Genomic DNA, 21,897 nt, shown 5'->3' with positions numbered 1-21,897 from the left:
CTCAGAGTGTCACCTCGAGCGCGTTCCGCAGATCGTCGACGCTGAGCATGTCGTCGACGACGACGCTGTCGAGTTGGTCGAATGACACACGGTTCCCCTGCGCGAGCCGTTTGAGTATGTCGATCGTGTCAGGACTCAGGTCGTGCTGCTTCCGGAACTCGTCCCAGTCCGCCACGGTCCCGCTCTCTAGCTTGCGCTGGATGCCCTGCCACTCGGAATCGAGGGATGTGATGCTGTTGGAGTCGTCCCAGATCTGGCTGGAGACGAATTGGTTGATATCGGCCAACAGGCTCTCTGCATCGCCGGTATCGGACATCAGGGTTAGGACCGTCCGACCAGTCTCGACGCGGTCCTGCCAGTACTTCTGCCGTCGATTTAGTGCGTCACGAAGGTTCTGGCGCGCTTCGTCGACATCGCTCTTAGCCCCCTGAACCTTCCCCTCGTAGTCATTGATTTCGCCGCTGTCAATGAGTTCCCAGTAGTCATCCGGTGTCCGATCAAGGACTCGCCGTGCTCGATCCCGGGCGTCCTCAACGAGCCCTTTGATGTCCTCTGGGTCGTCCGGTCCGTTACGGGGTGTGAAAACTTCTGAGTAGATGGCGTAGAGCCGCTCCATCTCCTCTAGACGGTTTTGCAGCCCGTAAACGGAGCTCTTGGCTGACGATGCGTTACTGGTATACTCTGTGAGTTTCGCCTCGAAGTTGGTAGCTTCTTGGTACCGGTCAGCTTTCGTTTCCAGATTCTGGATTGTTTTTTCGAGTGTCGAATCGCTCATACGTGGTCACCCCCGATGGCCCCCTGCGCCGCGTCTCCTGCCTCTACGAGGTTCCTGAACTCTTCTGAGTCTCTGACAGCGTTCTCAAGCTCTTGATCAGTTTCCGGGACCTCGACATCACCAGCAGCCTCAATCATCTCGCCGATAGCAGCATAGAGTTTCCACTCGTCAGCTTCCTCCTTGCTCCGTTCGAACTCGTGCATCAGTGCGACGAGTTCTGGCCCGTCCTGTGCCTCGAGATCGCGGAATTTCTCGATGTCATTCCCGAATCGTTTTAAGTCGAGTCGTTCGGAGTCCTCCTCAAGCAGCGTCTGCTGTTGCTCCCAGCGGTCAAGGATGTTGACATCGAGGTCCCCGACGATGTCGAGTAAACCGTCGTAGAGTTCGCGGAGGTCAACGACGGAGTGGGAATCGTCGTACCAGTCGTCGATCTTGGTGACGGCCTCGGTGATGTGATCCACATCGCTTGGGCCCAGACCAGCGAGTTCTTGGGCGTACTGCTGGATGCGCCGGAGGAGTGGAGCCAGTTTCTCGCTCGCCCTCGTTCGAGTGGTGCCGACCTTGTACGCGTCCGGAAGATCCCCGGCGTCGATGACCATCGCCTCCTCGATGTAGGTCGATAGGTTGTCCGAGACGGCTCCGTAAGCCTCGTTCAAACGGTCAGCGTCGACGAAGTTCGACTTCAGTTTGAAGAATCCCTCCGCCAGCCTTCGAGGGATGCTACTGCTCTTTGTGAGTTGCTTATAAGCCTCGCCGTACGGATCTGTTGGATTGAACCGCTTGGTAATCGGTTGGTCGTACGCGTCTGGAGTCTGGAAATCCTCGAACACAAGATCTCGCGTGAGGTCGAGTTCCCCACGCCCAGCATTCGCCAGCAGGTACTGCGACAGAACGATGAACTCTTCGACGGTCCAGCCATCTGGCAGACAGGCCTCAATATCCTCACGCATTGTCTGTTTGAAGCCGGCGACGGCGTCGTCACCCCAGTTCCGGAGGTGGTCGTAGCTGAGTTCGTACCGGTTCTCGTGGGGTAGCTCGCCATCCTGGCTGACACCGTGCCAGAAAAGTGGTTCGTAAACGGAGTCGTGCTCAGCGCCGAACGGCAGATCGATACTAATCCCCTGGCGCTCGTCGACCCCCTGAAGGGAGACCGGCGTCTGGGTTCCCCGGGTGTAGTAAATTCCATCCATCCCCGTCGACGGACCGTTCGGATTCGCGAGTCGAGTCGGGTCGTACCACTCGTCGAGTAGGGCCGCGGCTCCGTTCTTCAGCATCTTCGAACTATCATACTTGTCGCCGTTCGCGACCCACTGCTGGTACTCAAAACGGTACTGCTCGACGTCCTCTGGTGAGTAATCCACCTCAACGGGGAAGGTCCGGGCGCCAGTGATATCGACGGTGAGTTCGTCGTCTACGTCTCCGTGACTCGCGGTGAAGGTCATCGACGGTGGGTTGTCTGCGCTAATTCCGAGGGAACCTCCCTCATCGGTCTCACCGACCACGTCGCCGTCACGTTCAATAGCTACGCCTGGAGTTGGTTCGCCATTGAAGCGAGCGGTGAGCTGGACAGTCTCCCCCTCCTTGGGCCGGTTCGGAGTCGCGACTAGCGTGAGCGAGTCGGTCCCAACCGCAAGCGTGAGCGAGTCGGTGAGATCGTTCTTTTCGGCCCGGAGTTCCACCTCGCGCTCCTCGTTGGGTAGCGTGAACGTGACCTTCCCGTTGTCGTCGGTATAGCCGACATGCCCCCCATCTACACCGATCTCGACATCCGGTTCCGGCCGGTCGTTCAATAACGCTTGCACCGTGAGTTCGGCACCGGGTTCGATATGGCCGTCGAGTTGTCGAAGTGTTAGTGTTGGATTCGGCGTGTCTCCGCTTCCTTGGAAGACGACGTCCGTGTCCGTCACATCGAGAGTTCCGTCGGGGATAGACACGTCGAATAGGCGGAACACGCTCTTAGGCACGCGGAGGTCCCCCTGCGCGGTCGGGATGCCGTACCACTTGGCAATCGACTGGACCGCAGATGGGTACCTGAGATCAATCGGGGTAGGGAACTGCTTGACGTACGGGTTGCCGGAGATGGCCTCAAACGGCGGGACCGTGGAGGTGAGACACTCCCGGACGATTCGCATCAACAATAGGCGCGGTGTTCGGCGCTCGTTACCATCTTGGACGAGGTTCCGGTAAGCACGTTTGACGAACTCCGCGTTGAACGGGTAGAGCCCGTCGAAGTCCGCTTCGGGAATCTCCATCCCGGGGTCCACATCGGACTCATCACGGATGACTGAGAGGTACTTTCGAGTCAGTTCCACGGTCACGTCGTCCGTGAGGAAGTACGCTTGGCCGGTCTCGTCGGTGGTGCTGAGGTAGCCCTCAGACCGGTCCTTCATGTACGTCTGTGCGTCCTCACTCGCGCCCAGTGCGGTGTCGATGTTTTCCTTCTCCCAGCCAGTCGTCCACCCGAGTACAACGTCGTACTGGCCGCTATCGAGTTGGAAGATATGGTCGAGCAGTTGCTCTTTCAGCACACTAAACGTGGTGAGATCCTCACAAATCAGTACCGGTCGGAGCCCCTGCTCGACGTACTCTTCGGAGATATCCCGGAGGCGCTGCTGGAAGTCGCCGACACCGAGTTTGGTCGAAAGCTCTTCGTCGATGAAGCTCTGGAGTGCCGGGAAAATCGTATCTCCTCCCTTCCCGCGGTTAAAGGCGTTCATCGAAAGTTCTCGGTAGTCAGCCTCCGTCAGAAGGTCCGGGATGTCCTCTTCCTCGTCACTCTGGACGGCGTCAATGTACGCCTGGATGTTCTCCTCAAGGATGCCTCGGAGGTCCGTCCCCGAGCGGTCAGCGATTAGCGACTGGATCTCCTCCTCGGAGACCGCTTCGAGCATTGGTTCGTACGCGTCGAGGTTTGCGAGCATCGCGTTTGCCACCTTCTCCGGGACGAGCCCCCCTACGTCCCGCACATCAATCTCCATTTCGATCGGTTCAGTCAGGATATCGACGATGTCCTTGATGCGAGTCTCGCTTCGGGATACATGCAGCGCGATATGGGTGTCGTCGTCACCCTCTCCAGGGTTCTGGCCAATCTGGTACTCCAGCCACTGGCAGAGCTGACTCTTACCGCTACCTGTCTCCCCCCGTAGGATGAAAATCCGATTGTCGTCTTCGATGTCTGATTTGAGGATAGCGTCGCGGAACTCCTCCTGAGTGACGAACTCGTCGTTCGTTGGGTGAGGAAACAGCCACTCGGCCCGGAGTTTGTCGATGTCGATGTGGGTCTTTTCGAACTCCTCTTTGGACTTCTGGTGTGCCTCTGCCGTCAGGTACCGGCGGACGGTGTCGTCCGTCCAGTCGATGGGATAGTCTGTCATGTATGGGCCTCCGTGAACTGGTCCAGCGGGTAACGCTTGCTCGCCGGCGGGTTCGTCGGCCAGCCGTGCAGTTCGAACTCCGTCACGGCGGGCTCTTCGTTCCTGGAGTGGGTCAATGGAAGCACCACCTCGCTTGTAGCATCCGACATCCCACGGACACTGACGTACTCCTCGTCGAGTAGCGTCTGCAGCGTGTCGGTGACACCCTTGTGGAGCCGCGGGGTCCCCGGACGGGTCGTCAGAACCGACATGAAGTGCTTCTCGATCCACGCGACCGCCTCGCCGAAGTCGGTTGAGTTCTCCGTGTCGCGGAACGTCTCGAAGAGTTCGTACAGTAGTCTCGGTCGCGGCGACAGCACCAGTTCCCGTGAGTCGATGAACGAAAGGACACCAATCCCCTGCAGCAATCGGTACCAAGCGTTGAGTTTTGTCTCGTTCCAGGCGATGTAGTCCAGTTCGCCCTCAAGTTCAACTTCCAGTTGATCCCGTCGGAGCGTCTTCGGCGCCTTCGCGAACGCGACGCGCTGGGCTTCGGTGACGTGGTCCTGGGGATGGTCCTGTTGGTTCAGGTGGAGAAGTAGCCGCGGCTCGAACGAGAGATTCGGGAACACCTCCTCGTTAGCAAGTTCGACCACGCGATCCTCATTTCGGTCGACCAGGTCGACTGCCCTGAGATACCTGAGACACTCGTCGAGATGGTCATCGTCTTCGGGGGTCATCGTGTCTCTAAGCGTCGAGACATTAGCGTGTCCCCCCACGCTGTCGAGCGTCCGGTAGATTAGCCGCAGTTCGGGTACTCGTACCGTGTTGTAGTTCACGAGGTCCGTCTCTGGCTTGCTGCTGCTGTAATCGTAGTTGTCGATCATCTGTATTCTGGGTCCCGCTGTCGGTAGTCTTCGAGTTTCGATGCGTCGTAGTCGCAGACCTGAAGAACTTCCAGGATGTGGTTGGCCACTTTTTGTGTGTCACCCTTCTCTGTCCAAGAGCGGAGCGCCTCCCGGATGTGCTCGGAGTAGTCCTCCAGCACGTTTTCCAAGTCGTGGACAAGGAAGTAGCGGGCCGAGTCCCATACTGGACTGTCCGGTGGGGCCTCGGTGTAGTCGAACACCGCCTCGATGCTGTCCGCCGGCGCGCCGGCTTCGGCGTGGAGTGCCGAGGCCGCGTGGAAAAACACGTTCCGGGTGTCAACCACAGGAATTCGCGACCGCGCCTCTAGCACGTCCTCGAGGAAGGTGTTTGTCAGCGATGCGTAGTCTCTGACGGCGATTGGTGGGAAGTCGTCGACAATCGATCGACCCGGCTTCTTTGTATAGGTTGGCGTTTTCGGCGCCGTCGTATCCGTGACGAGGATATACGTCCCGTCCTCAGCCTGTGACTGCTCGACCAGCCCTCGGACGAGGTCTTCCTCGCCGTGTTCGGTGATTCCGTCTTGGGTAACGACATGCAGGAGCGGAAACTCGAGTTCGTTGGCGGTCACCTCGCCCGCGGCGCGATGATTGTATTCGATGGGGCTATACTCGTTGTTCCAGATCTCGGTGTGGACAACTGTGTCCAGTCCGAGCGCCCCAAACAACGGCAGTGAACGGAGCTGCGCCCGCGCCTGTTTTGCCCGCTTCTCTAATTGTGCGTCCTTGACGACGACTGTCGATGCCTCCGTGTGAATCAGGTCGACTAACTCGACCGACTCCACCGCGTCGAACCGCTCGTACCAGGTCTCTGTTTCCATCCGGTTATCGTAGTGTTGCCACTTCTCGCGTGGCGACCTTGTTCCACCTCCCATTGCCCCTCGGTCTCGATTGTGATGTGGTTCCGAACTCTGCTTGCGACCCCGTAAAGGGATACCACAACGCGTGGCTCGAGGGTATTAATACTTCCGGACGTTTGTGTAATTATTTGATGAGCCACAATCCGAATTTATCATTTGTATGGAGGTTATAACGGACGTCTCCAGCAGATTGTGAGAAGACGACCTCGACAGATTTGTCAACGGACGGTGTGAATCTTAAATATATTCAATACATCGATACTATTTCGTATAGATGGGACACCACAGTTTTGTCGGGACGGTCCATCAGTGAGGAGTGATGACCACATTCATTGCAACACTTGGATTCGATAGCACCAGAGTTACGCGTCCAGTGTTGACATACGGACTTGAGGAACAGGACGAGATTGTGCTGGTTCACCCAACGGACCACGACAACCCTCGCGCCGAGGAAGCCAAGAATGACGTCCGCCGGATGATCGCGGAACTGCAACCGAACGTCGAGATTCGGACGGTCACTCTTGATCCGGATGGGTTCTTCGACAGTATCCGTCGGACCGCCGCCCAAATCGACGCGGCGGAGGATGATGTCGTCCTAATCCTCGGTGGCGGCGCCCGCGATATCTATCTCCCGGTAGCGTTCGTCACGTTCGTCCGGCAGTCCAGTATCGACAGCGTCCTCCAGTTCAGCGACATCTCCGGTTCCGTATCCGAATTAGAAATTCCGAATTTCCTCCATCCACCGGGTAAGTCGGTGGTTGAGACTCTTGAAGTGATTGTCAACGAAGAACATGAGGGGGCATCCCTGGAACTTATTGCGAACGTCCTCAACGTCGCGAAGAGCACGGTCGCTCGTCACGTAACCGAGCTCGAAGAACGGGACTTCGTTCGCTCGGAGCGTGAAGGGAAGAGCAAAATCGCTTATCCCACCGAGCAGGGCTGTCTCGCCGTCGATCTTGGAGCCGTATGAATGGCTTCCCCTAGCCATTCCGCTCAGTAACATCTCGATTTTCTGCAAGAGTTGCACCCAGTTGACTGTGGTTCTGTAGGGAATTCGACCAGTCGTATTGGTTTGTGCATGACCGACTGGACGTAATTGACATCCATGGGCAGTAGAACTCAGGTCACATTTATACTCGTTAATTATTCAGATAGCACTTTCTGGACGAACTCTGATCCAATCTCATCTTCACCCTCATCTACTGCCATGTCAAGCACTCGGCTACATAGTGCCAGGGCTTGGCGGACGTTTCCCTGCGAGCGCTGGTGAATCAAATTGATACACTCAGGCTCAAATGGCTCGATACCCTCTGCCCCGTTCATCCGTGCGAGGGTCAGATAGGACGAGACCAACTCTTGAATATGGTTATCGGTCAGCGGTCGTAATGCCACTTCTTGACCGATACGCTCCGAGAACGCGTGGTACTCGCTCATCACATCCTGCCAGACCTCGGGCGCACATCCGAAGAGCATGCACAGGCCGTGGCTGTTCTGATCCATCAGGTGTCGAATACTGTTAAGGGTAGCCTGTTCATCCTTTGAGCTCAGCCGAGCGATTGCTTCGAACTCATCGACGAAGACGAACACGCCGGTGTAGCTGAGTTCGAGTAGGAGATTCTTCAGAGCCGTAAACGCTCGAACGCTCGTGGTGTCGTCGTCGAGTGCACTGTGAATCTCCATCTCTTTACGCTGCTCGTAGCGGATACCCTCAGCCGTGAGCCACTGCCATGCGTAAAGATTGGTATCCTCGTAGATCATATGGACGATGGCCCGCGCGAAGTCGGCGAACTTCGTCACGTCGTTCAGTTGCTGAATCGCAGTCGGAACGAGTTCCGAGAGCAGGACTTTACCGTCGTCGATGAGACTCTCCATCGCATCGGCTCCAATTGGGTTGTGATCCGTTGTCTCACGGGCAACCTGTGCCAGGTACTCGTAGGCGATTTCTTGTACCCGATCAAAGCCGAGGTCGTAAAGGAACTCGTGGTAAATGTCGCGGAAACCCTCGCCGGGCTGGGCGACGTAGCCGACGATGACGTCTTCCCGGTCGCGGACGAGCGAACGGGTGTACTTCAACGTGTGTGACTTACCGTTGCCGTACTTCGCGGTGACGACGAGGTGCTTCGATTTGCCGGTCGAGAGCATCGTCGAAACCGTATCGCTGATTGCCTTGGTGGCGTGTTCCTGACCACAGTAGAGTTCCGGATTATCGTCCGGAACCGGACTGTACGGGAAGGGGTTTTCTTCGAGGCCGAGCGAAGAGTAATCGCGCTGTTCGTCTGTAATCGTAAAATTGGTGTTGTTCATGGTTCTGAGGTGTCTTCTGTCGAATCGTAACTGAGGTTACGGTCGTGAACCGCGAGGTAGTAGTACTGTTTGCCGAACTGTTCGACGCCGGCCATCACCTGCTCTGTCGATTGGGTGGTTGAGACCAACCCTTCGTCACCGCCCAGCTCCATCTCCTTGATTCCCAGTTTCGCATCCTTCGCGCCGGTGTCCATCGGTGCACCGGACAGTTCGAGTTGTCCGACGTTCTGGCCGGCTAACCGCCGAAGTGCTCTGTCAAACGCATCACGTCTGCAGCGGTGTCGCTCGCAAAATGTCTCCCGCAGTTCCGGAATCGAAAGGTATCGTTGCCGAAGGCTGACACCGGCGGTCTCTTCCAGATCGTCGTAGACCGCGAGCAGGGCATAGGGGAAGTTCGCTGGGACTTCATCCCGTTCGATTGGATAGTAACTCCCGGTAAACGCGTTTCGCTGGATAGTCCCGAGACGCTCAGCCCAGTCTCCGACCACTTCGACGCTCGTCTGATTATACGAGCGTGGCGTATGCTTTTCAGCAACCTCTAACTCCGACAACACGGCATTCAGAGCTGCTGGCGCAACATCATCAAGTACGTCCAGAAACGCCCCGTAGTGTGGACTTCGAGCGGCGAGAACATCGCTAACAGTCGGCCAGTCCTCCGAGCGAACCGCGGAGAGAAACTCCTCACCGACGTGAGTCGTTTCGTACTCGGCTTCTTCAGGGGCAGTATCTTCGTCGATAAGGTCGATGCGGAGCGCTTCGAGAAGCGTCTCTCTGGCCCGACGGTGGGTCACGTCCAGTCGTTCCTCGATGTCGACAGTCGAACGGGGTTCAGCGGAGCAGATGTGTGCTGTCTCGACGAGGCGAGCAAGAGTGACAGGCCGAACGGTGGCCCGTTCGTCGCTTTCGGCCATATCAGGTCAGCCTCCGGACCTGCTGTTTAGCCTGCTTGAACGCCCGATAGGTCACTTCGTTGCCCCGGAACCGGAGGTCCAGATACGCCTCGATGTCCTCGCCTGCCGCCACCATGTAGCGGAACCGTCGGAGTTCCATGGCCAGCGACCACAGATTGTGCTGGGTGAGGGAGTCGCGGTCTTCACGGATATCGTCGAGGGTTCGGTCACGACAGACCGGACACGAACAGGGCAAATACTCCAGGTCTTCGATGGTGTGGAGTTCTTGCCCACCGAATCCGGGAAGCAAGTAGTTCCGATTGCCGGCACTCCGGATGAATGCCGAAGAATCGAAGCTATCGACACCGAGGTACAGGAGGAGCGGTTGATAGACGATGCCGCCGAGTCCGTACACGTGGAGGTGCTTGTCGGTAGCCTGTCGTGCAGCAAGTATCAACTTTGTTACTTTTTTGTAGTCCGTCCGAATCGGAACCATGCTTCCGAGTGCGTATCCGTCGAAGTCACCGTGTCGCTCCAGGTACTGCAGGGTGTTCCTGACAGTCTCGGGGTCATGTCCGTGGACGCTACCGATGAGTAGGCCCTCGCCATCATGCGCATCGCTCGCTTGAAGGGCGTACTGGGTGCTCTGTTCTACCCGACGCTGGTTTTCCGCGTCTCGGTTTTCCCGCAACAACGGGATATCGACGGTACCCAGCAAATCCGCACCAATTTCTCGCTGAGTTTCGAGCGTCCGTTCTGGGGTAGTGTCAACTTCGTCGTCGCTGAAGTCAAATCCTCCACTATCGGCGAACACGACGGTGTCTTTGGGGACTCCCATCTCCGCTCGTAGTGTTGCCCCCTCCCGAATGCGGTTCCACTGTGGATCTCGTTGCCGGATTGCCCTGGCGTTAACCATCGCCACACCCAAATCCGGGATTGAATCCGCGTATTCTGGCGTGTTATCGGACGATCGTTTCCCGATGTTCCGAACCGGGAAGAGCGTCGGCGTCCGTAGTGGCCCGCTTGGGGTCTCCAGCGTTCGTTGTCGATACAGCATCTGCGACGCGCTCCGCTTGGCTGGGCTGGGTAATAAAGACTTGGTCGAGACCAAGTAAATCCGAAGAGCGATGCTTGTAAATCACTACTCCCCGAGCACCGGGATAGATGGCCGATATCGCTCGTGAGGTGGTATGCCGTAAATGGGCCCTCGAAATCCTCCGGTATCTCGCCGCGGAGGGGACACAGAACTACAGCCAAATAGAAGCGGAGTTCGAGACGTCGAGTGATGTCATCACGGAGCGGCTCCGAGAGTTAGAGCACGCGGGACTCCTTACACGAAATGAAAAAAACGCCAGAGACGTGCGATACTCGATAACTACTGACGGTGAGCGGCTCTTGGAACTCGTAGAGGAAGTCTACGAATTGCTGGACGAGTAATCGTCCAAGCCTGCCTGCGAACCAACTTCCTCCGTACAGTAGGCTTCGATATCGTCGATGGATTCTACCTCGTCACCTGCCATTCTGTGTTCGGCGAAATTGCGGAGGTATTCTCCTTTCAGGGCGACAACAATCGTCCCGTAGGCCTTCGCTTCGGGAGTACGTGCTGCTATCGAAAGTCCGTTATCGTACTCCTCCTCAAACGCATCCTGATTGAAGAACACGACGAACGTCTCGTTAGAAACCTCCGGAAGGAGATCCTCCAGTTTTGCGCTTCTGTAGTAATCACTCCCCAAAGCGAAGAACACCACGTCGTAATCGCCACCGACGGTCAGGTCACAAAGGTCTTCGTGAATTTCCAGGGCCTCAGCCCGGTCGTCGATTTCGGCAGCGCTCATATCCGCGAACGTTACATCATACAACGGGAGTTCCTCTTGGTCGCCGACGAGGCCGAATCCAGCACTAATGAAGACCCGATCAACATCGTCACCGGCGTCCTCTAAAAGTCGCTTGGCTTCGGTGATTCGCTGCTGTTGTCTGCCCTGGTACAACTCTTCGGCCGGATACGATTCCGCACCCTCCATCCCGATGAGTTCGTCAGGGGGAGCAGCATCGATCGTGTCCCTATCTAATGGGTCGTTTCGGCCGCTCGACTTCTTCGCACTCGAACACTGATCGACGATGAGTATACGCATATTCAGTACTCCGTAAGTCCGGACTGTAGCGTCGAATCGGGGACGAAGTCCGGTTCGTAGCCGAGTCGTTCGAGAACAGCAGTCCGAAGCTCTCCCGGTTCATTGATGACGTGGATCTCACAGTCGGCCTCGCGGACTGCGTCCATCAACTCTTCGTCCGGCGTCCAACTACTCCCGTCAATAAATAGCTCTTGATACCGGAGCGTGAATTCCTCAAGAGCCTCCCGCATAGAGCGTGGAGCGAAGGAGATGGTTGACGGCGAATCCGCCCACCATTCGTGAATTCCGCTTGCCGTGACCGTGCCGATTTCAGCCACCGGGAGGTCGTGGACCTGTTTCCAGAATTCCGAACGATTAGCACGGAGGAACTCCTCCACGGTATCGGTGTTCGACAGTCCAGTACCTCCACGCGTCAGGATGGCGGTTTTCGGAAGGTCGCGTTCGAATTCGTCGTAGAAGCGCCGCGTATTGTGGAATCCACGGCGACGATTCCGATTGTTTCCACGGAAAATAGCGACTTCGATACCGTGTTCTTCGCAGATTCGACAGTCGCAGTCGTTCCACGGTTCGCGCCGAAGTAATTCCTCGTATTGGTCACGGAGGTTCTCGTCACCGACATGTGCAGTATAGTTGGCAACGAGAACCCAGAGTTGGTCGAAGGTTCCGTATTCCCCGGAACGTTTCTCACGTTGTTGAATCTCTTCGAGATTCGTGGGAGTCCAATCCCCGAAGACATCCCGAGCACGGGAGATAAGTTTCTGGTATTCCTCAAAGGGAAGCGGATTCTCGTGGCTATCCATCCGGAGAAGCTTCGCTAAATCACCTCGGAACTTCCCGCTGAAATTCGCGCTGACCTCATGACCGTACTCGTAGTCATCTCGGAAAGCCTGTTTGATGGGTCGAAGAGTCGAATGGTCGAAACGATTGTCGTGCCGATGCTCCCGTAGGTATGGTTCGAGGCTCTCAAGCGCAGTAACGGCAGACCGATGCCAGCCTGTCAGGGCTTGGGAAATCGATTCATCTGCGTCGAAGGCACGGAGTGCGTGCAACATCTCCTGTGCTCGTAATGCCTTTTCGACCGCTTCCTCGACGGAGGCCCCATTGGGCGGGTACCTGACACGAATCGCATCGTATCGCTGGTCGCTATCGAGGTGGTAGTTATCGCCACCAGTCCAGGCGGCCCGCAGCATACTCGCGCTGTCGAAACTGGTCATTCCGCTTTTGCCGATGGTGTCGAAGGCCCCCGTCTTAGCGAACCCGAAGACGTGTGTATCGATTCGAGTGTCGTGAGCGCGCTCGAAGTCCTTCACCGAGCGGCCGACTGCAGTCACGTAGTCCTTGACTGCCTCTTCGGGGCTCCCGGCGACGCCGCCGATTCCGAGATACTGGTACCCCATGTCCAGAACGCGTTCGGCGGCATCAGCATATGAGCGAGAGTTCCAACCCTGGATTGCCACCATGAGTCGAAACGAGTAGTCCCCCTGATTGTAGAGATCCTTCATCTCGCGGGCGTTCGTCAACGTCAAATCGTACCGGAAGGCCATGTCGTCGTCACGATAGACCGCGTGTGGGTGTGCTTCGAGGTCGGAGAGAAGCGCCGAAAGAGGTTGCTCGAATACATCAGGGTCGAACAGTTCGACATCTCCAGTATTCGAAATGGACGGGTTGTAGTTCGTCACGTATTCGGGCCATTCATCGGGCCATTCGTCCGTCATCACATCGACCTCCTCGGAGACGGCGTCAGGGATGTCGGATTTCGTAAAGCCGTCCGGGAACGCGCGTTCGTCGAGGTACAGTCTCGCGGTGTGGCCGCTTCCGAGTACGAGGTGGTCGATGGTGACGCCCACGGTCACGTCGAGTCTCTCGTAGAACTCCAGCATCCCCTCGTTCCCGTACGGAGGGAAGGGGAGCGATTTGTAGCCCCACGCGCCACAGTCGCTGATAGTCGGCAGCCACTCCGGGATGTCGAGCAACGGGGCGTCGTACACGCCGCTTTCCGTGATCCGTTCGAACTTCGAGGGTGTGTCTTCTACTTGTTCCCGCGAGATGAGTACGCCATCGATGGGCGTCGTCTCCCGGTCAAAGATATCCCAGATGTAGGAGAGGTTCCGTTCGCTCGGGTTCAGAGAAGAGTGCTCGTCGTGGACGAAGTCGTAATCCGCATCGACGTTGTCATCCCATTCAGGAACGTAGAACCGCACGAGAGATATTCACCACGAATCGCTACTGGGCATTTCCATATGAAGGTTGCTGGACGGTTCGGTTTGGTGAAGAACCCACACACATTTGAGCTGGGGCGTCCAAGGGAGGCGTATGACCGTCGTCTCGCAAAAGACCATTCTCCGCGATGTTGAGCACATCCTCGGTAGCGGAAACGGCACGCTGGAGTTCGCTGTCAGAGGCGAGGAGGACTACTACACTTGGAACGGCGTCGAAGACGCCGACTGGGACGTCGAAGACATCGAGCGTGTCGAAAACGTCGAAGAGGATCGGTTCATCATGTATCCCACCGGCGAAACGTTCACTTGTGAAATCGACGCGAGCGAGAACGAATTCAATCATGGGCCGGTACACTGCTACTGTGAGTGACGTCCGTAGTGCAGAGATTCCTCTTTTTCGACTGTGTCATCTCAGACTGATTGGACCTTGTTGAGATTCTTCGTTGTTGATGGGTTTCAGTGGTCATGCTGAATAGAGAGGTTGAGTTCAGCAAGCCACGCCCGGGAGCGAGACACGTGCCTACTTACAGGCCTTGCTCAGCGTCGATACGGAGTGGCGGGGTATCGTGGTTCGCTGGCTGGAGCAGGAATAGGAGGTGATTGACGGGAATGTGAGCAGTCTGCCGCTATCGCCGAGGAGATTCACCATAGCGATGATGACCAAGTTTTAATTTAGTCGAAATGTCTTGGTTGTTATGGCGTCTGGGTCGGCTGGTGGCGAAACTACGGAGAAGCTTGAGAACACGGATTATACCGTCGGTGAACTGTTTGATGGGAGTGTTTTCCATATACCCGACTATCAGCGGTTCTACTCATGGGAACAGTCCGAGTGGTCCGACCTGTGGCAAGACTTGTATAATATCCTCGATACAGACAAGGGTCACTATTTGGGGACAGTCATCTGCAGAGCCGAGCAGCGCTCTGTCCAAACGGCGGACGATACACCGAACTATCGTGGCTATGGAATCGTCGACGGGCAACAGCGGCTCACGACACTCGTCTTACTGGTCCGTGCGATTGGATCCGTCTACGCGAATATTGATGAAACAGAACTCTCTGTAGAAGCGAGGAAACTCTATGATGCGATTCCAGCTGAGGAGCACAGGCGGCGGTTTGTTATCGATCAGCGGATCCGGGAAGTCAGGAGCCAGAACCAGTTTAAACTCCATCTTCAGGATGACGACGATGAGGTCTTCCGAAGCGTTCTCAAGGAGGACGTCGATGAAACGGCGGTTCGAACGCCATCACAAAGGCGGTTGATTGATGCCTACCGATATTATCGTGAGGCGCTCGAACAGAGACAGACAGAATCTTCACTGGAAGAGTTCCTACACGAACTCACGGCACTTCTTAGGACGATTCAATCGCTTCGATTGATCGTGTACACTGTCGATAAGCCCGAGGAAGCGACACTGATATTCGAGTCAGTCAACGATCGGGGAATCGGCCTAAGTAACCTGGATAAGACAAAGAGCTTCTTGATGCATAGCGTGTATGTTGCTGACTCACCGGTAGATCCTCTTACCTTCTCTATTGATACCGTCCAACAGCGATTCGGGCAGATTTATCGATGGATGCAGGACATCTCCGAGACTGACCGAGTTGCTGACCTCAGCGAGGACCAGATTCAGCGCTATCATTACATATCGAACATCGACCGGTCTCTCAACGCCAGCTACCTCCGATCGGAAACCACACGGCGGAACAAGACGCTCCGCTCCGGCGCGCCGGTCTACCTAGGCGCAATCAAGTGGCATTTTACCAACCTCCGCACCGGAAAGCGTCCCGACCTCTACGAGGACTACCCGCGAGATTGTATCGAGGAGATTGACGAATACACGGACAGCCTCACGCGATATTACTCTCATATGGAGACGATTGGGTCGTATGGGAGTTCTGGCGACTATGACCCGGCACTTAACTGGGAGTTACAGAAAATATTTGCTCTGGATCGGCTTGGGAACTTCTACCCGCTGTTGCTGACTATCTGGGACGAACATGTGGATGGCGACCTTTCGCGTGATTCACTACATGAAATCCTTCAGTTGATCGAAGTCGCTTCGTTTAGAATCTACACAACCGTCAGCCGGTCCGACACCGGTCGTGGGACGTTCTACACGCTAGCGAACGATATCGCTACTGGCGATCCGAGTGCCGACTGGATGATTGGGAAACTCAAAAAGCGTATCCGGTCGAAGCAGAACGACTTCGAGTCACTGCTACGCAATCCGAATGCCTACGAACGAATCCGGTACAAGGACCTCCGGTATCTCCTGTTTTCGTATGAACTCTATCTCCGACATAGGGACGGCGGTGGTGGTGAAACGAACATCCAGCAGGCCGCCGAAAACGCGGGGAACGACTATACGTTAGACCACATCTGGCCACAAGATACGAGCAAGTTACAACTCTCGGAATCAGAGGCAGAAATTCACGAGGAGATCAAAAACAGTCTCGGAAATCTAACGCTGACGACTGGGCCACGGAATTCTTCGTGGAAGAATCGACCCTACCACGAGAAGAAAGACCGGATTGATGAGGGGGAATCGGGGTATCTGAATTCTGATTTCACCATGACCCGAGCAATAGCGCGGACGTACGACGAGTGGGGCCAAACCCAGATTGAGGAGCGACTCGACGATATCGTCGAATTCGCACAGAAACGATGGAATTTGGATGCCGCTGTCCGCCGACCCAAGGCCGATATTCGACCCTCAGAAGTTGAATGACCGACTTGCGCCCTGTATTCAGCACACCAGTATTATCAGATTCCGAGACTTTCAACAGAACCACCGGCTACAATCAGTTGCCAATCGGGTTGAGAAGATTTTTACACTTAGTGAAAAAGCCCTTATCAGAACGTCTATCGGCTGATTTTTCGTAATAGTCGAAAAGTCGAACGACGCCGGCGACGACTCGCATAATAAACCAATTCAGTCGGAAATCATGACCGCCCTCGAATTTGAAGGCGAGGGGTACATCTTAGCAGCACGGATTGCTGAACAAGGCGACCGGAAAATAGTGTGGAAGATCGGCCACAAGGATGGTGACTTCGCCGAAGCCACCAACCTGTACTACAAGAGAGAGCTGCTACACAAAGGCGAACTCATGAAACTGACGCAAAATGCCCCGTCATGGCGGTTCAACGAAACCAATGACTTCCAGCCGCTTGAGGACATGGATCTCACGGAAGACGGCGATATCGAATACGAACACGGCCCAGCGACGGATGGCGTCGAGTGGACCCTAGACTACATAGACGATTGGGGAATCGAACCGGACACACTCCTGTACAAGATTTGGCCCAATATGAAAGAACAGTACGACGAGAGAACGCTCTAACGGAATCGGCAGCCCTTTGCTGAAGGGCGAATCGGTTTACAGCGGTGATCTCTGTTGGTTACTGTTGATGACCTCTCAGCAGGTGGAACGCTTCCAGAGCCAATCGTCGTCGAAGTCGTTGCTGTAGACTGGCATCCTGGGAAAAAGCGTCGGGCTGAAGTCGAACTCCAGGATACTGCTCAGAATCCGCTGAAACTGATTGATTATGAAGGAGCCAAAATTTCGGTCAACTGGGAGCCGAATCACCGATATCGTATCTCTCGTTGTAACGTTACTGGTGGGGGAAGAGGGCACGACGTTCAACTCGCTCCGAGCAAGCGAACGGTCATTGAACCGCTGGGCTCGACCCAGCAAAATACACGAATACTCGTCGTTGGAGATACCCATATCGGTCGAAAGAAGCACCCGAAGACGAAGGCAGAAATCGACCCACTTGGTGCGCTCACTGCAGCAGCAGAGTACAGCGTCAATCAGGAAGTCGACGCAGTGGTTCATGTCGGTGATATCTTCCACGATAACGCCACCCACTTACAAACTCTTCTCACTCGCCAGCAGGTCTTCGAACGATTAAACGAAGCCGGAATTCCGTTCTACTACGTTCGTGGGAACCACGAGTCGAAGGCGGGAAACAAGCTCTTGGACGAATTAGAAGGGATCACCGTATTCAATCTGAGTACCACCGGGACAACAGTAGGAACCGACATCCAACTGTTCGGTGCCGACCATCAGCCAGAGGGGAACATCCCGTGGGATAACCTCACGTTCTCAAAGACTGCCGATAACGGGGAATCGATTCTGGTACTACACCAGACCCTCCAACAACTCTCCGGAGAGGGGACAAAAAACGTTGACTTGAGCAGAATCCAACGGCCGTTCGATGGCACGTTCGATTTCGTCGTCTCGGGCCATCACCACGATGCGACCATGACCAATTGGAACGGCATCCCGGTGATGTATACGGGAGCAGCGGAGCGAATGAGCACGAACAAGGACCCAACCGATCGAGTCGCATGGCTCCTAACTGTAACCGACGGATCGATTTCCTACGAACAGTACGATATTCCCCAACCGGAGTCGAAAGGCGTCGGGAGATAGATTTATGTATTACCCCAGTATTCTCTGAGTATGCCTCGAAGTGCTTTCGGAGAAGAACAAGATAGCACTTTATCCGAAAAATCCGGAGAAAGAACCCTTCGGATCGGCGATGATAGACCGATCCGAATCAGCGCAGGCCACCGAATTCTTCACCACGAGGGGAAGTGTTCGCGCCCACACGGGCACAACTACCAAATCACCGTCGAGGTGACTGGAACCCTCACAGAAGAGGGATGGGTCGTCGATAAGGGCGACGTGACAGGTGTAATCGACGAGTGGGACCACATGTTCCTCGTCGAAGACGGCGACCCGCTTATCGAGGGATTCGAAGCCTCTGGAGACGCTGATGCGATGGTCGTCCTCGACCACCCCCCGACAGCGGAGGTGATGGCAGTCCTCCTCGAAGAGCGAATGCTGGAAGCGTTTCCGGACTCTGTCTCCGACGTATCCGTGTCGGTCCGAGAAACAGGGGAGCTCTGTGCCACCTACTGATGCCCGTAGCCAGTAACGTCGATGAGCTCGCCCCCGGGGATGACATTGAGGGAGATGGACTCCCGATTAACGAACTCTTCTGCTCGCTGCAGGGAGAGGGCAAGCTTTCGGGTGTTCCCTCAGTATTCGTCAGGACGTCGGGCTGTAACCTCCGATGCTGGTTCTGTGATTCCTATCACACCTCGTGGGAGCCGACGGGCGCGTGGCTCTCGATCGACGACATCGTTGACGAGATTCTGTCGTACAAGCAAGCCGACCACGTCGTTTTCACCGGCGGTGAACCCATGATTCACGAAGAATCGGTCGAACTGCTTGACGAGTTAGCCGACTACGGCTACCACACGACCGTCGAGACGAACGGAACCATCTTCCGAGATGCGGCAATCGATCTGGCGAGTATCAGTCCCAAACTTGCCTCCAGTACGCCGACAGCGGAGCGAGACCCGAAAGGAGACGGTGAGTGGGCCGACCGGCACGAACAGCGTCGCATCGACATGAACGCTCTCTCGGCGCTCGTCGATCAGTACGATAGCCAGTTGAAGTTCGTCGTGACCGGAAGCGACGACATGCCCGAAATCGAGGCGCTGGTCGAGCGTGTTCGTGATGCGACCGAGACATCGGTCCCGAACGAGAACGTTCTACTCATGCCCGAGGGGATGACCCGAGAGGAACTGGACGCAAAGCGAAACGAGGTCGCGGAGTTGGCGATGGAATACGGCTATCGCTACACGCCGCGCTTGCACGTCGATCTCTGGAACGACGCACCTGGAACATGACGAGACAGCAGTACCATTCGAACGGCACGGACGCAGAATCGGACAGCATCGATTGGGAGAAGGCTCAGCGCGCGACGCGTATGTTGCTGGAGGCGGTTGGCGAAGACCCTGATAGAGACGGACTGAAAGACACTTGGGAACGCCGGGTTCCGGCCGCCTTCAAGACGCTCACAGAAGGCAACAGGGACGCGGAAAAGCCCGACATGCGCACCTTCGTGGCCGAAACGAATGACCTGGTGATTAAGACCGGAATTCCCGTTTATAGTCTGTGCGAGCACCATATACTGCCGTACCATGGCGTCGCACACATCGCGTATCGCCCCGACGGTGATATCGTTGGACTCTCGAAACTCGCGCGGTACGTCCGCTGGCGGTCGCGTCGGCTGACAGTGCAGGAAGGACTGACGGCGGATATCGCGGAAGGGCTAGCCGACGAAGTAGACGCGGAGGCCGTCAGAGTGGAACTAACGGCGACACATCTCTGTGAAGCAATGCGAGGCGTGGAAACGGCAAGCGAAACAACGACCCAGTCTACGGTCGGTGAACTGACTGAAAACGAACGGCGGCGGTTCCGCTCGGCGGTTGATTCCCATGAGTAACGACGAACGCGCGGTGATTCTGGTTTCCGGTGGCATGGACAGCGCAACGGCGGTCTACGAGGCGATGGACCGCGGCTACGAACCGTACTTTTTGCACACCTCTTACGGACAGCAAACGGAGGGCAAAGAGTACGAATGTGCGAAAGCGCTGGCCGAGGAGGTCGATGCGGCTGATTTTCTGCACATCGAAACCAGTCATCTCTCGGTGATCGGCGCTTCGAGCTTGACTGACGAGGAGATGGAGGTCGAAGAGGCCGATATAGAAAGCGACGAAATTCCAACGTCCTACGTCCCCTTCCGGAACGCAAACTTGCTGTCTATGGCTGTCTCCTACGCCGAAGCAAACGAGTGCTCGGCTGTCTTCATCGGCGCTCACTCGGAGGACTTCTCGGGGTACCCGGACTGCCGTCCCGCGTTCTTCGATGCGTTCCAGCAAGTCATCGACGTGGGAACGAAACCAGACACCGAAATTTCGCTTGAGGCTCCGTTCGTGGAGTGGTCGAAGACCGATATCGCCGAGCGTGGTCTGGAGCTCGATGTCCCGTACGAGATGACGTGGTCGTGTTATCGGGACGAAGCGCCAGCCTGCGGGACATGTGATTCCTGTGCATTCCGGCTCGAAGCGTTCCGTCAATCTGGGTCCCGAGACCCGATTGAATACGCCGAACGGCCCAGGTTCAACTGATAGAGAATTCGTTGAAACGAGGTGGGGCTTTGCAGTCACTTGGTCGGCGATTGCACTAACACTCTTCAGTAAGAGATTATTGATACGGCTGCAGTATTGTGACACTTCTACATACACCGATTTGAACGCCCCTCCAGACCGAACCGTGTTCATCCGAGATAGACCAAAACCACAAGATAACGAGCCATCAACAACGAGCAACCTCAAATCGAGTTTCTAGATGCTCAATCAGGCTTGAACGAACAGTTTCGAAACCACAGCGAATCGTTATTGGACTTCATCTCCATCAATTTGTGATACCCTTCGATGATAACCTGCATGTCATCGAGTAGACTGCAGATTGCCTCAACCTGTTCCCCCGAGAGGTACTGTTTGTAGCCGACCTCCGTGTGATTGAAAACGAACTCCAGAATCGAGGGGGCAAATCGTTTATATACACCAAGTCATTGTCTGTGCATTTTGAATCGTCATGAACTAATACGAGGGCGACGTAATATACGTAGATATGTACGAGGATGAGCATGACTTCGAGACGGTCCCAATGACGCCCGATGCTACGCGAGAAATTGAGAACGAAGAAGAGTGGGAAGAACTCTTCGAACAGTAGTTTCTGGACTCTTAAGATTCGTCGGCGTCACGCTGTCGCTGTCGATCCTCCTCAGTATATCCTCCCGTAGAACCCTGTTGTCGCGCTCGGCTCACACTCTGCGACGTAGACCGATACGCCTCTTCAGCACCTTCGCCGCTGTGGCTCATGTCGAGTGACTTGTCCTGATCCATCCCCCATCTCTTGGGCGGTAAGGGCAGCGTCTTGATTGGCACCGATAAAGAGGAATTCCCATCCAGCCTCCTCGCGGCGTTCCTCGACCCGGTCTCGAACGACATCCTGTGGTGTTTCCGACGCGTTCTCTTTGCCGTCAGTCAGCACCACGATGATGACGTTCTCAGGCTGGTCGCGAGGAGCCGTCGTCTCGATTTGTTCGGCGGTTTCATCAACGGCACGGACAATCGCGTCGTGGAGTGCGGTCTTCCCACCCGGACGGTAGTTCTCGTTATCGAGTTTTGGTGCGTCGGCTATCGGTCGGTTCCGGTAGACTAACTCGACCGTCGAGTCGAAATCGTACAGCGTGACCGTGGCAGTCCCTTCTCCCTCCTGTTGCTCCTGAAGAAAGACGTTGAATCCGCCCTTCGTGTCGTCCTCAATCTTCGACATCGACCCCGAAGAGTCCAACACGAAGGTCACGTGCGTATCCATATGCGGAAGTATATCCACTCGCGGATTAATGTTAGGTGGCAAATAGGATCTTCCGGCTCTGTTGAAATACGATTCTTTTCACCCAACACAAAATGAAAGAGCTGGCCGGGAGAGGTGGGTATTGAGCGTCAGTTTTTCTGTTAGACACAGGGATTTTTCGAAACAATCTACTGAATGCAAAGCACCCACCTGGT

At 55.7% G+C, this 21,897-nt stretch carries 20 protein-coding genes; 10 read left to right on the top strand and 10 right to left on the bottom strand.

Going from position 1 to position 21,897, the window contains the following annotated elements; genetic code table 11:
• Position 1 precedes the first annotated feature (1 nt).
• Genes GJ631_RS01665 through GJ631_RS18860 form a run of 4 tightly spaced genes read right to left on the bottom strand, consistent with a single transcriptional unit; the run spans position 2 to position 5,929 of the window.
• Complete coding sequence (locus tag GJ631_RS01665; RefSeq protein ID WP_156707487.1) at positions 2 to 775, bottom strand: hypothetical protein; 774 nt, start codon at positions 773 to 775, stop codon at positions 2 to 4.
• Positions 772 to 4,149 (bottom strand): S-layer protein, encoded by a 3,378-nt coding sequence (locus GJ631_RS01660; RefSeq protein WP_156707486.1) that lies wholly within the window; start codon positions 4,147 to 4,149, stop codon positions 772 to 774. The genes GJ631_RS01665 and GJ631_RS01660 overlap by 4 nt, the downstream gene beginning before the upstream one ends.
• Positions 4,146 to 5,015 carry a hypothetical protein gene (locus tag GJ631_RS01655; RefSeq protein ID WP_156707485.1) on the bottom strand — a complete coding sequence of 290 codons (870 nt, stop codon included), beginning with the start codon at positions 5,013 to 5,015 and terminating at the stop codon, positions 4,146 to 4,148. The genes GJ631_RS01660 and GJ631_RS01655 overlap by 4 nt, the downstream gene beginning before the upstream one ends.
• Positions 5,012 to 5,929, bottom strand: coding sequence for a hypothetical protein (locus tag GJ631_RS18860; RefSeq protein ID WP_231753850.1), 918 nt, complete (start codon positions 5,927 to 5,929; stop codon positions 5,012 to 5,014). Before GJ631_RS18860 ends, GJ631_RS01655 begins: the two co-directional genes overlap by 4 nt.
• A 304-nt stretch (positions 5,930 to 6,233) precedes the next feature.
• On the opposite strand from GJ631_RS18860, the gene csa3 reads away from it, so the two are divergent.
• Positions 6,234 to 6,884, top strand: a complete 651-nt coding sequence (csa3, locus tag GJ631_RS01645) for a CRISPR-associated CARF protein Csa3 (RefSeq protein ID WP_156707484.1) — start codon at positions 6,234 to 6,236, stop codon at positions 6,882 to 6,884.
• 173 nt (positions 6,885 to 7,057) lie between these two features.
• On the opposite strand, the gene GJ631_RS01640 is transcribed toward csa3, so the two are convergent.
• Genes GJ631_RS01640 through GJ631_RS01630 form a run of 3 tightly spaced genes read right to left on the bottom strand, consistent with a single transcriptional unit; the run spans position 7,058 to position 10,165 of the window.
• Positions 7,058 to 8,218, bottom strand: coding sequence for a BREX system ATP-binding domain-containing protein (locus GJ631_RS01640; RefSeq protein ID WP_156707483.1), 1,161 nt, complete (start codon positions 8,216 to 8,218; stop codon positions 7,058 to 7,060).
• A complete protein-coding gene (locus GJ631_RS01635) occupies positions 8,215 to 9,129 on the bottom strand; it encodes a hypothetical protein (protein ID WP_156707482.1) in 915 nt (304 codons plus the stop codon). The genes GJ631_RS01640 and GJ631_RS01635 overlap by 4 nt, the downstream gene beginning before the upstream one ends.
• 1 nt (position 9,130) lies before the next feature.
• Positions 9,131 to 10,165 carry a tRNA-guanine transglycosylase gene (locus GJ631_RS01630; RefSeq protein ID WP_156707605.1) on the bottom strand — a complete coding sequence of 345 codons (1,035 nt, stop codon included), beginning with the start codon at positions 10,163 to 10,165 and terminating at the stop codon, positions 9,131 to 9,133.
• Between the two features lie 107 nt (positions 10,166 to 10,272).
• Between GJ631_RS01630 and GJ631_RS01625 the strand changes: the two genes are divergently transcribed.
• A complete protein-coding gene (locus tag GJ631_RS01625; protein WP_156707481.1) occupies positions 10,273 to 10,545 on the top strand; it encodes a helix-turn-helix domain-containing protein in 273 nt (90 codons plus the stop codon).
• On the opposite strand, the gene GJ631_RS01620 is transcribed toward GJ631_RS01625, so the two are convergent.
• Together GJ631_RS01620 and GJ631_RS01615 are read right to left on the bottom strand one after the other, a co-directional pair.
• Entirely contained in the window at positions 10,524 to 11,240 is a 717-nt protein-coding gene (locus GJ631_RS01620; RefSeq protein WP_156707480.1) for a hypothetical protein, read from the bottom strand. The two genes, GJ631_RS01625 and GJ631_RS01620, sit on opposite strands and share 22 nt — an antisense overlap.
• A gap of 2 nt (positions 11,241 to 11,242) precedes the next feature.
• A complete protein-coding gene (locus GJ631_RS01615) occupies positions 11,243 to 13,441 on the bottom strand; it encodes a queuine tRNA-ribosyltransferase tRNA-guanine transglycosylase (protein ID WP_197424709.1) in 2,199 nt (732 codons plus the stop codon).
• 112 nt (positions 13,442 to 13,553) lie between these two features.
• Between GJ631_RS01615 and GJ631_RS01610 the strand changes: the two genes are divergently transcribed.
• From GJ631_RS01610 to queC, 8 genes are all read left to right on the top strand, one after another.
• Positions 13,554 to 13,829, top strand: coding sequence for a hypothetical protein (locus GJ631_RS01610; RefSeq protein WP_156707479.1), 276 nt, complete (start codon positions 13,554 to 13,556; stop codon positions 13,827 to 13,829).
• Positions 13,830 to 14,154: 325 nt separating this feature from the next.
• Complete coding sequence (locus tag GJ631_RS01605) at positions 14,155 to 16,188, top strand: DUF262 domain-containing protein (RefSeq protein WP_156707478.1); 2,034 nt, start codon at positions 14,155 to 14,157, stop codon at positions 16,186 to 16,188.
• 217 nt (positions 16,189 to 16,405) lie between these two features.
• The gene (locus GJ631_RS01600; protein WP_156707477.1) at positions 16,406 to 16,801 is read left to right on the top strand and encodes a hypothetical protein; all 396 of its coding nucleotides are present in this window, start codon (positions 16,406 to 16,408) and stop codon (positions 16,799 to 16,801) included.
• A 54-nt stretch (positions 16,802 to 16,855) separates the two neighbouring features.
• Positions 16,856 to 17,896, top strand: a complete 1,041-nt coding sequence (locus GJ631_RS01595) for a metallophosphoesterase family protein (protein ID WP_197424708.1) — start codon at positions 16,856 to 16,858, stop codon at positions 17,894 to 17,896.
• 30 nt (positions 17,897 to 17,926) lie between these two features.
• Positions 17,927 to 18,388 (top strand): 6-pyruvoyl tetrahydropterin synthase family protein, encoded by a 462-nt coding sequence (locus GJ631_RS01590; protein WP_156707475.1) that lies wholly within the window; start codon positions 17,927 to 17,929, stop codon positions 18,386 to 18,388.
• Entirely contained in the window at positions 18,388 to 19,164 is a 777-nt protein-coding gene (locus GJ631_RS01585; protein WP_156707474.1) for a 7-carboxy-7-deazaguanine synthase QueE, read from the top strand. The genes GJ631_RS01590 and GJ631_RS01585 overlap by 1 nt, the downstream gene beginning before the upstream one ends.
• Entirely contained in the window at positions 19,161 to 19,763 is a 603-nt protein-coding gene (gene folE / locus GJ631_RS01580) for a GTP cyclohydrolase I (RefSeq protein ID WP_156707473.1), read from the top strand. The genes GJ631_RS01585 and folE overlap by 4 nt, the downstream gene beginning before the upstream one ends.
• Positions 19,756 to 20,448 (top strand): 7-cyano-7-deazaguanine synthase QueC, encoded by a 693-nt coding sequence (queC, locus tag GJ631_RS01575; RefSeq protein WP_156707472.1) that lies wholly within the window; start codon positions 19,756 to 19,758, stop codon positions 20,446 to 20,448. Before folE ends, queC begins: the two co-directional genes overlap by 8 nt.
• Before the next feature lie 730 nt (positions 20,449 to 21,178).
• Here the strand turns inward: queC and GJ631_RS01570 are convergent.
• On the bottom strand, positions 21,179 to 21,703 hold the full coding sequence (locus tag GJ631_RS01570; RefSeq protein ID WP_231753849.1) for a vWA domain-containing protein: 525 nt from the start codon (positions 21,701 to 21,703) through the stop codon (positions 21,179 to 21,181).
• Between the last annotated feature and the right edge of the window lie 194 nt (positions 21,704 to 21,897).

Source organism: Natronomonas sp. CBA1123, assembly GCF_009741925.1.
In the GTDB taxonomy this organism is placed as follows: domain Archaea; phylum Halobacteriota; class Halobacteria; order Halobacteriales; family Haloarculaceae; genus Natronomonas.
The sequence above is the reverse complement of the archived record's forward strand: the minus strand, read 5'-3'. Positions and strand labels throughout refer to the sequence as shown.

What these genes read in the sequence shown, in the direction of transcription:
- GJ631_RS01665 (WP_156707487.1), bottom strand. Translation starts at nt 775, where the DNA reads ATGAGCGATTCGACACTCGAAAAAACAATCCAGAATCTGGAAACGAAA.
- GJ631_RS01660 (WP_156707486.1), bottom strand. Translation starts at nt 4,149, where the DNA reads ATGACAGACTATCCCATCGACTGGACGGACGACACCGTCCGCCGGTAC.
- GJ631_RS01655 (WP_156707485.1), bottom strand. Translation starts at nt 5,015, where the DNA reads ATGATCGACAACTACGATTACAGCAGCAGCAAGCCAGAGACGGACCTC.
- GJ631_RS18860 (WP_231753850.1), bottom strand. Translation starts at nt 5,929, where the DNA reads ATGGGAGGTGGAACAAGGTCGCCACGCGAGAAGTGGCAACACTACGAT.
- csa3 (WP_156707484.1), top strand. Translation starts at nt 6,234, where the DNA reads ATGACCACATTCATTGCAACACTTGGATTCGATAGCACCAGAGTTACG.
- GJ631_RS01640 (WP_156707483.1), bottom strand. Translation starts at nt 8,218, where the DNA reads ATGAACAACACCAATTTTACGATTACAGACGAACAGCGCGATTACTCT.
- GJ631_RS01635 (WP_156707482.1), bottom strand. Translation starts at nt 9,129, where the DNA reads ATGGCCGAAAGCGACGAACGGGCCACCGTTCGGCCTGTCACTCTTGCT.
- GJ631_RS01630 (WP_156707605.1), bottom strand. Translation starts at nt 10,165, where the DNA reads ATGCTGTATCGACAACGAACGCTGGAGACCCCAAGCGGGCCACTACGG.
- GJ631_RS01625 (WP_156707481.1), top strand. Translation starts at nt 10,273, where the DNA reads ATGGCCGATATCGCTCGTGAGGTGGTATGCCGTAAATGGGCCCTCGAA.
- GJ631_RS01620 (WP_156707480.1), bottom strand. Translation starts at nt 11,240, where the DNA reads ATGCGTATACTCATCGTCGATCAGTGTTCGAGTGCGAAGAAGTCGAGC.
- GJ631_RS01610 (WP_156707479.1), top strand. Translation starts at nt 13,554, where the DNA reads ATGACCGTCGTCTCGCAAAAGACCATTCTCCGCGATGTTGAGCACATC.
- GJ631_RS01605 (WP_156707478.1), top strand. Translation starts at nt 14,155, where the DNA reads ATGGCGTCTGGGTCGGCTGGTGGCGAAACTACGGAGAAGCTTGAGAAC.
- GJ631_RS01600 (WP_156707477.1), top strand. Translation starts at nt 16,406, where the DNA reads ATGACCGCCCTCGAATTTGAAGGCGAGGGGTACATCTTAGCAGCACGG.
- GJ631_RS01590 (WP_156707475.1), top strand. Translation starts at nt 17,927, where the DNA reads ATGCCTCGAAGTGCTTTCGGAGAAGAACAAGATAGCACTTTATCCGAA.
- GJ631_RS01585 (WP_156707474.1), top strand. Translation starts at nt 18,388, where the DNA reads ATGCCCGTAGCCAGTAACGTCGATGAGCTCGCCCCCGGGGATGACATT.
- folE (WP_156707473.1), top strand. Translation starts at nt 19,161, where the DNA reads ATGACGAGACAGCAGTACCATTCGAACGGCACGGACGCAGAATCGGAC.
- queC (WP_156707472.1), top strand. Translation starts at nt 19,756, where the DNA reads ATGAGTAACGACGAACGCGCGGTGATTCTGGTTTCCGGTGGCATGGAC.
- GJ631_RS01570 (WP_231753849.1), bottom strand. Translation starts at nt 21,703, where the DNA reads ATGGATACGCACGTGACCTTCGTGTTGGACTCTTCGGGGTCGATGTCG.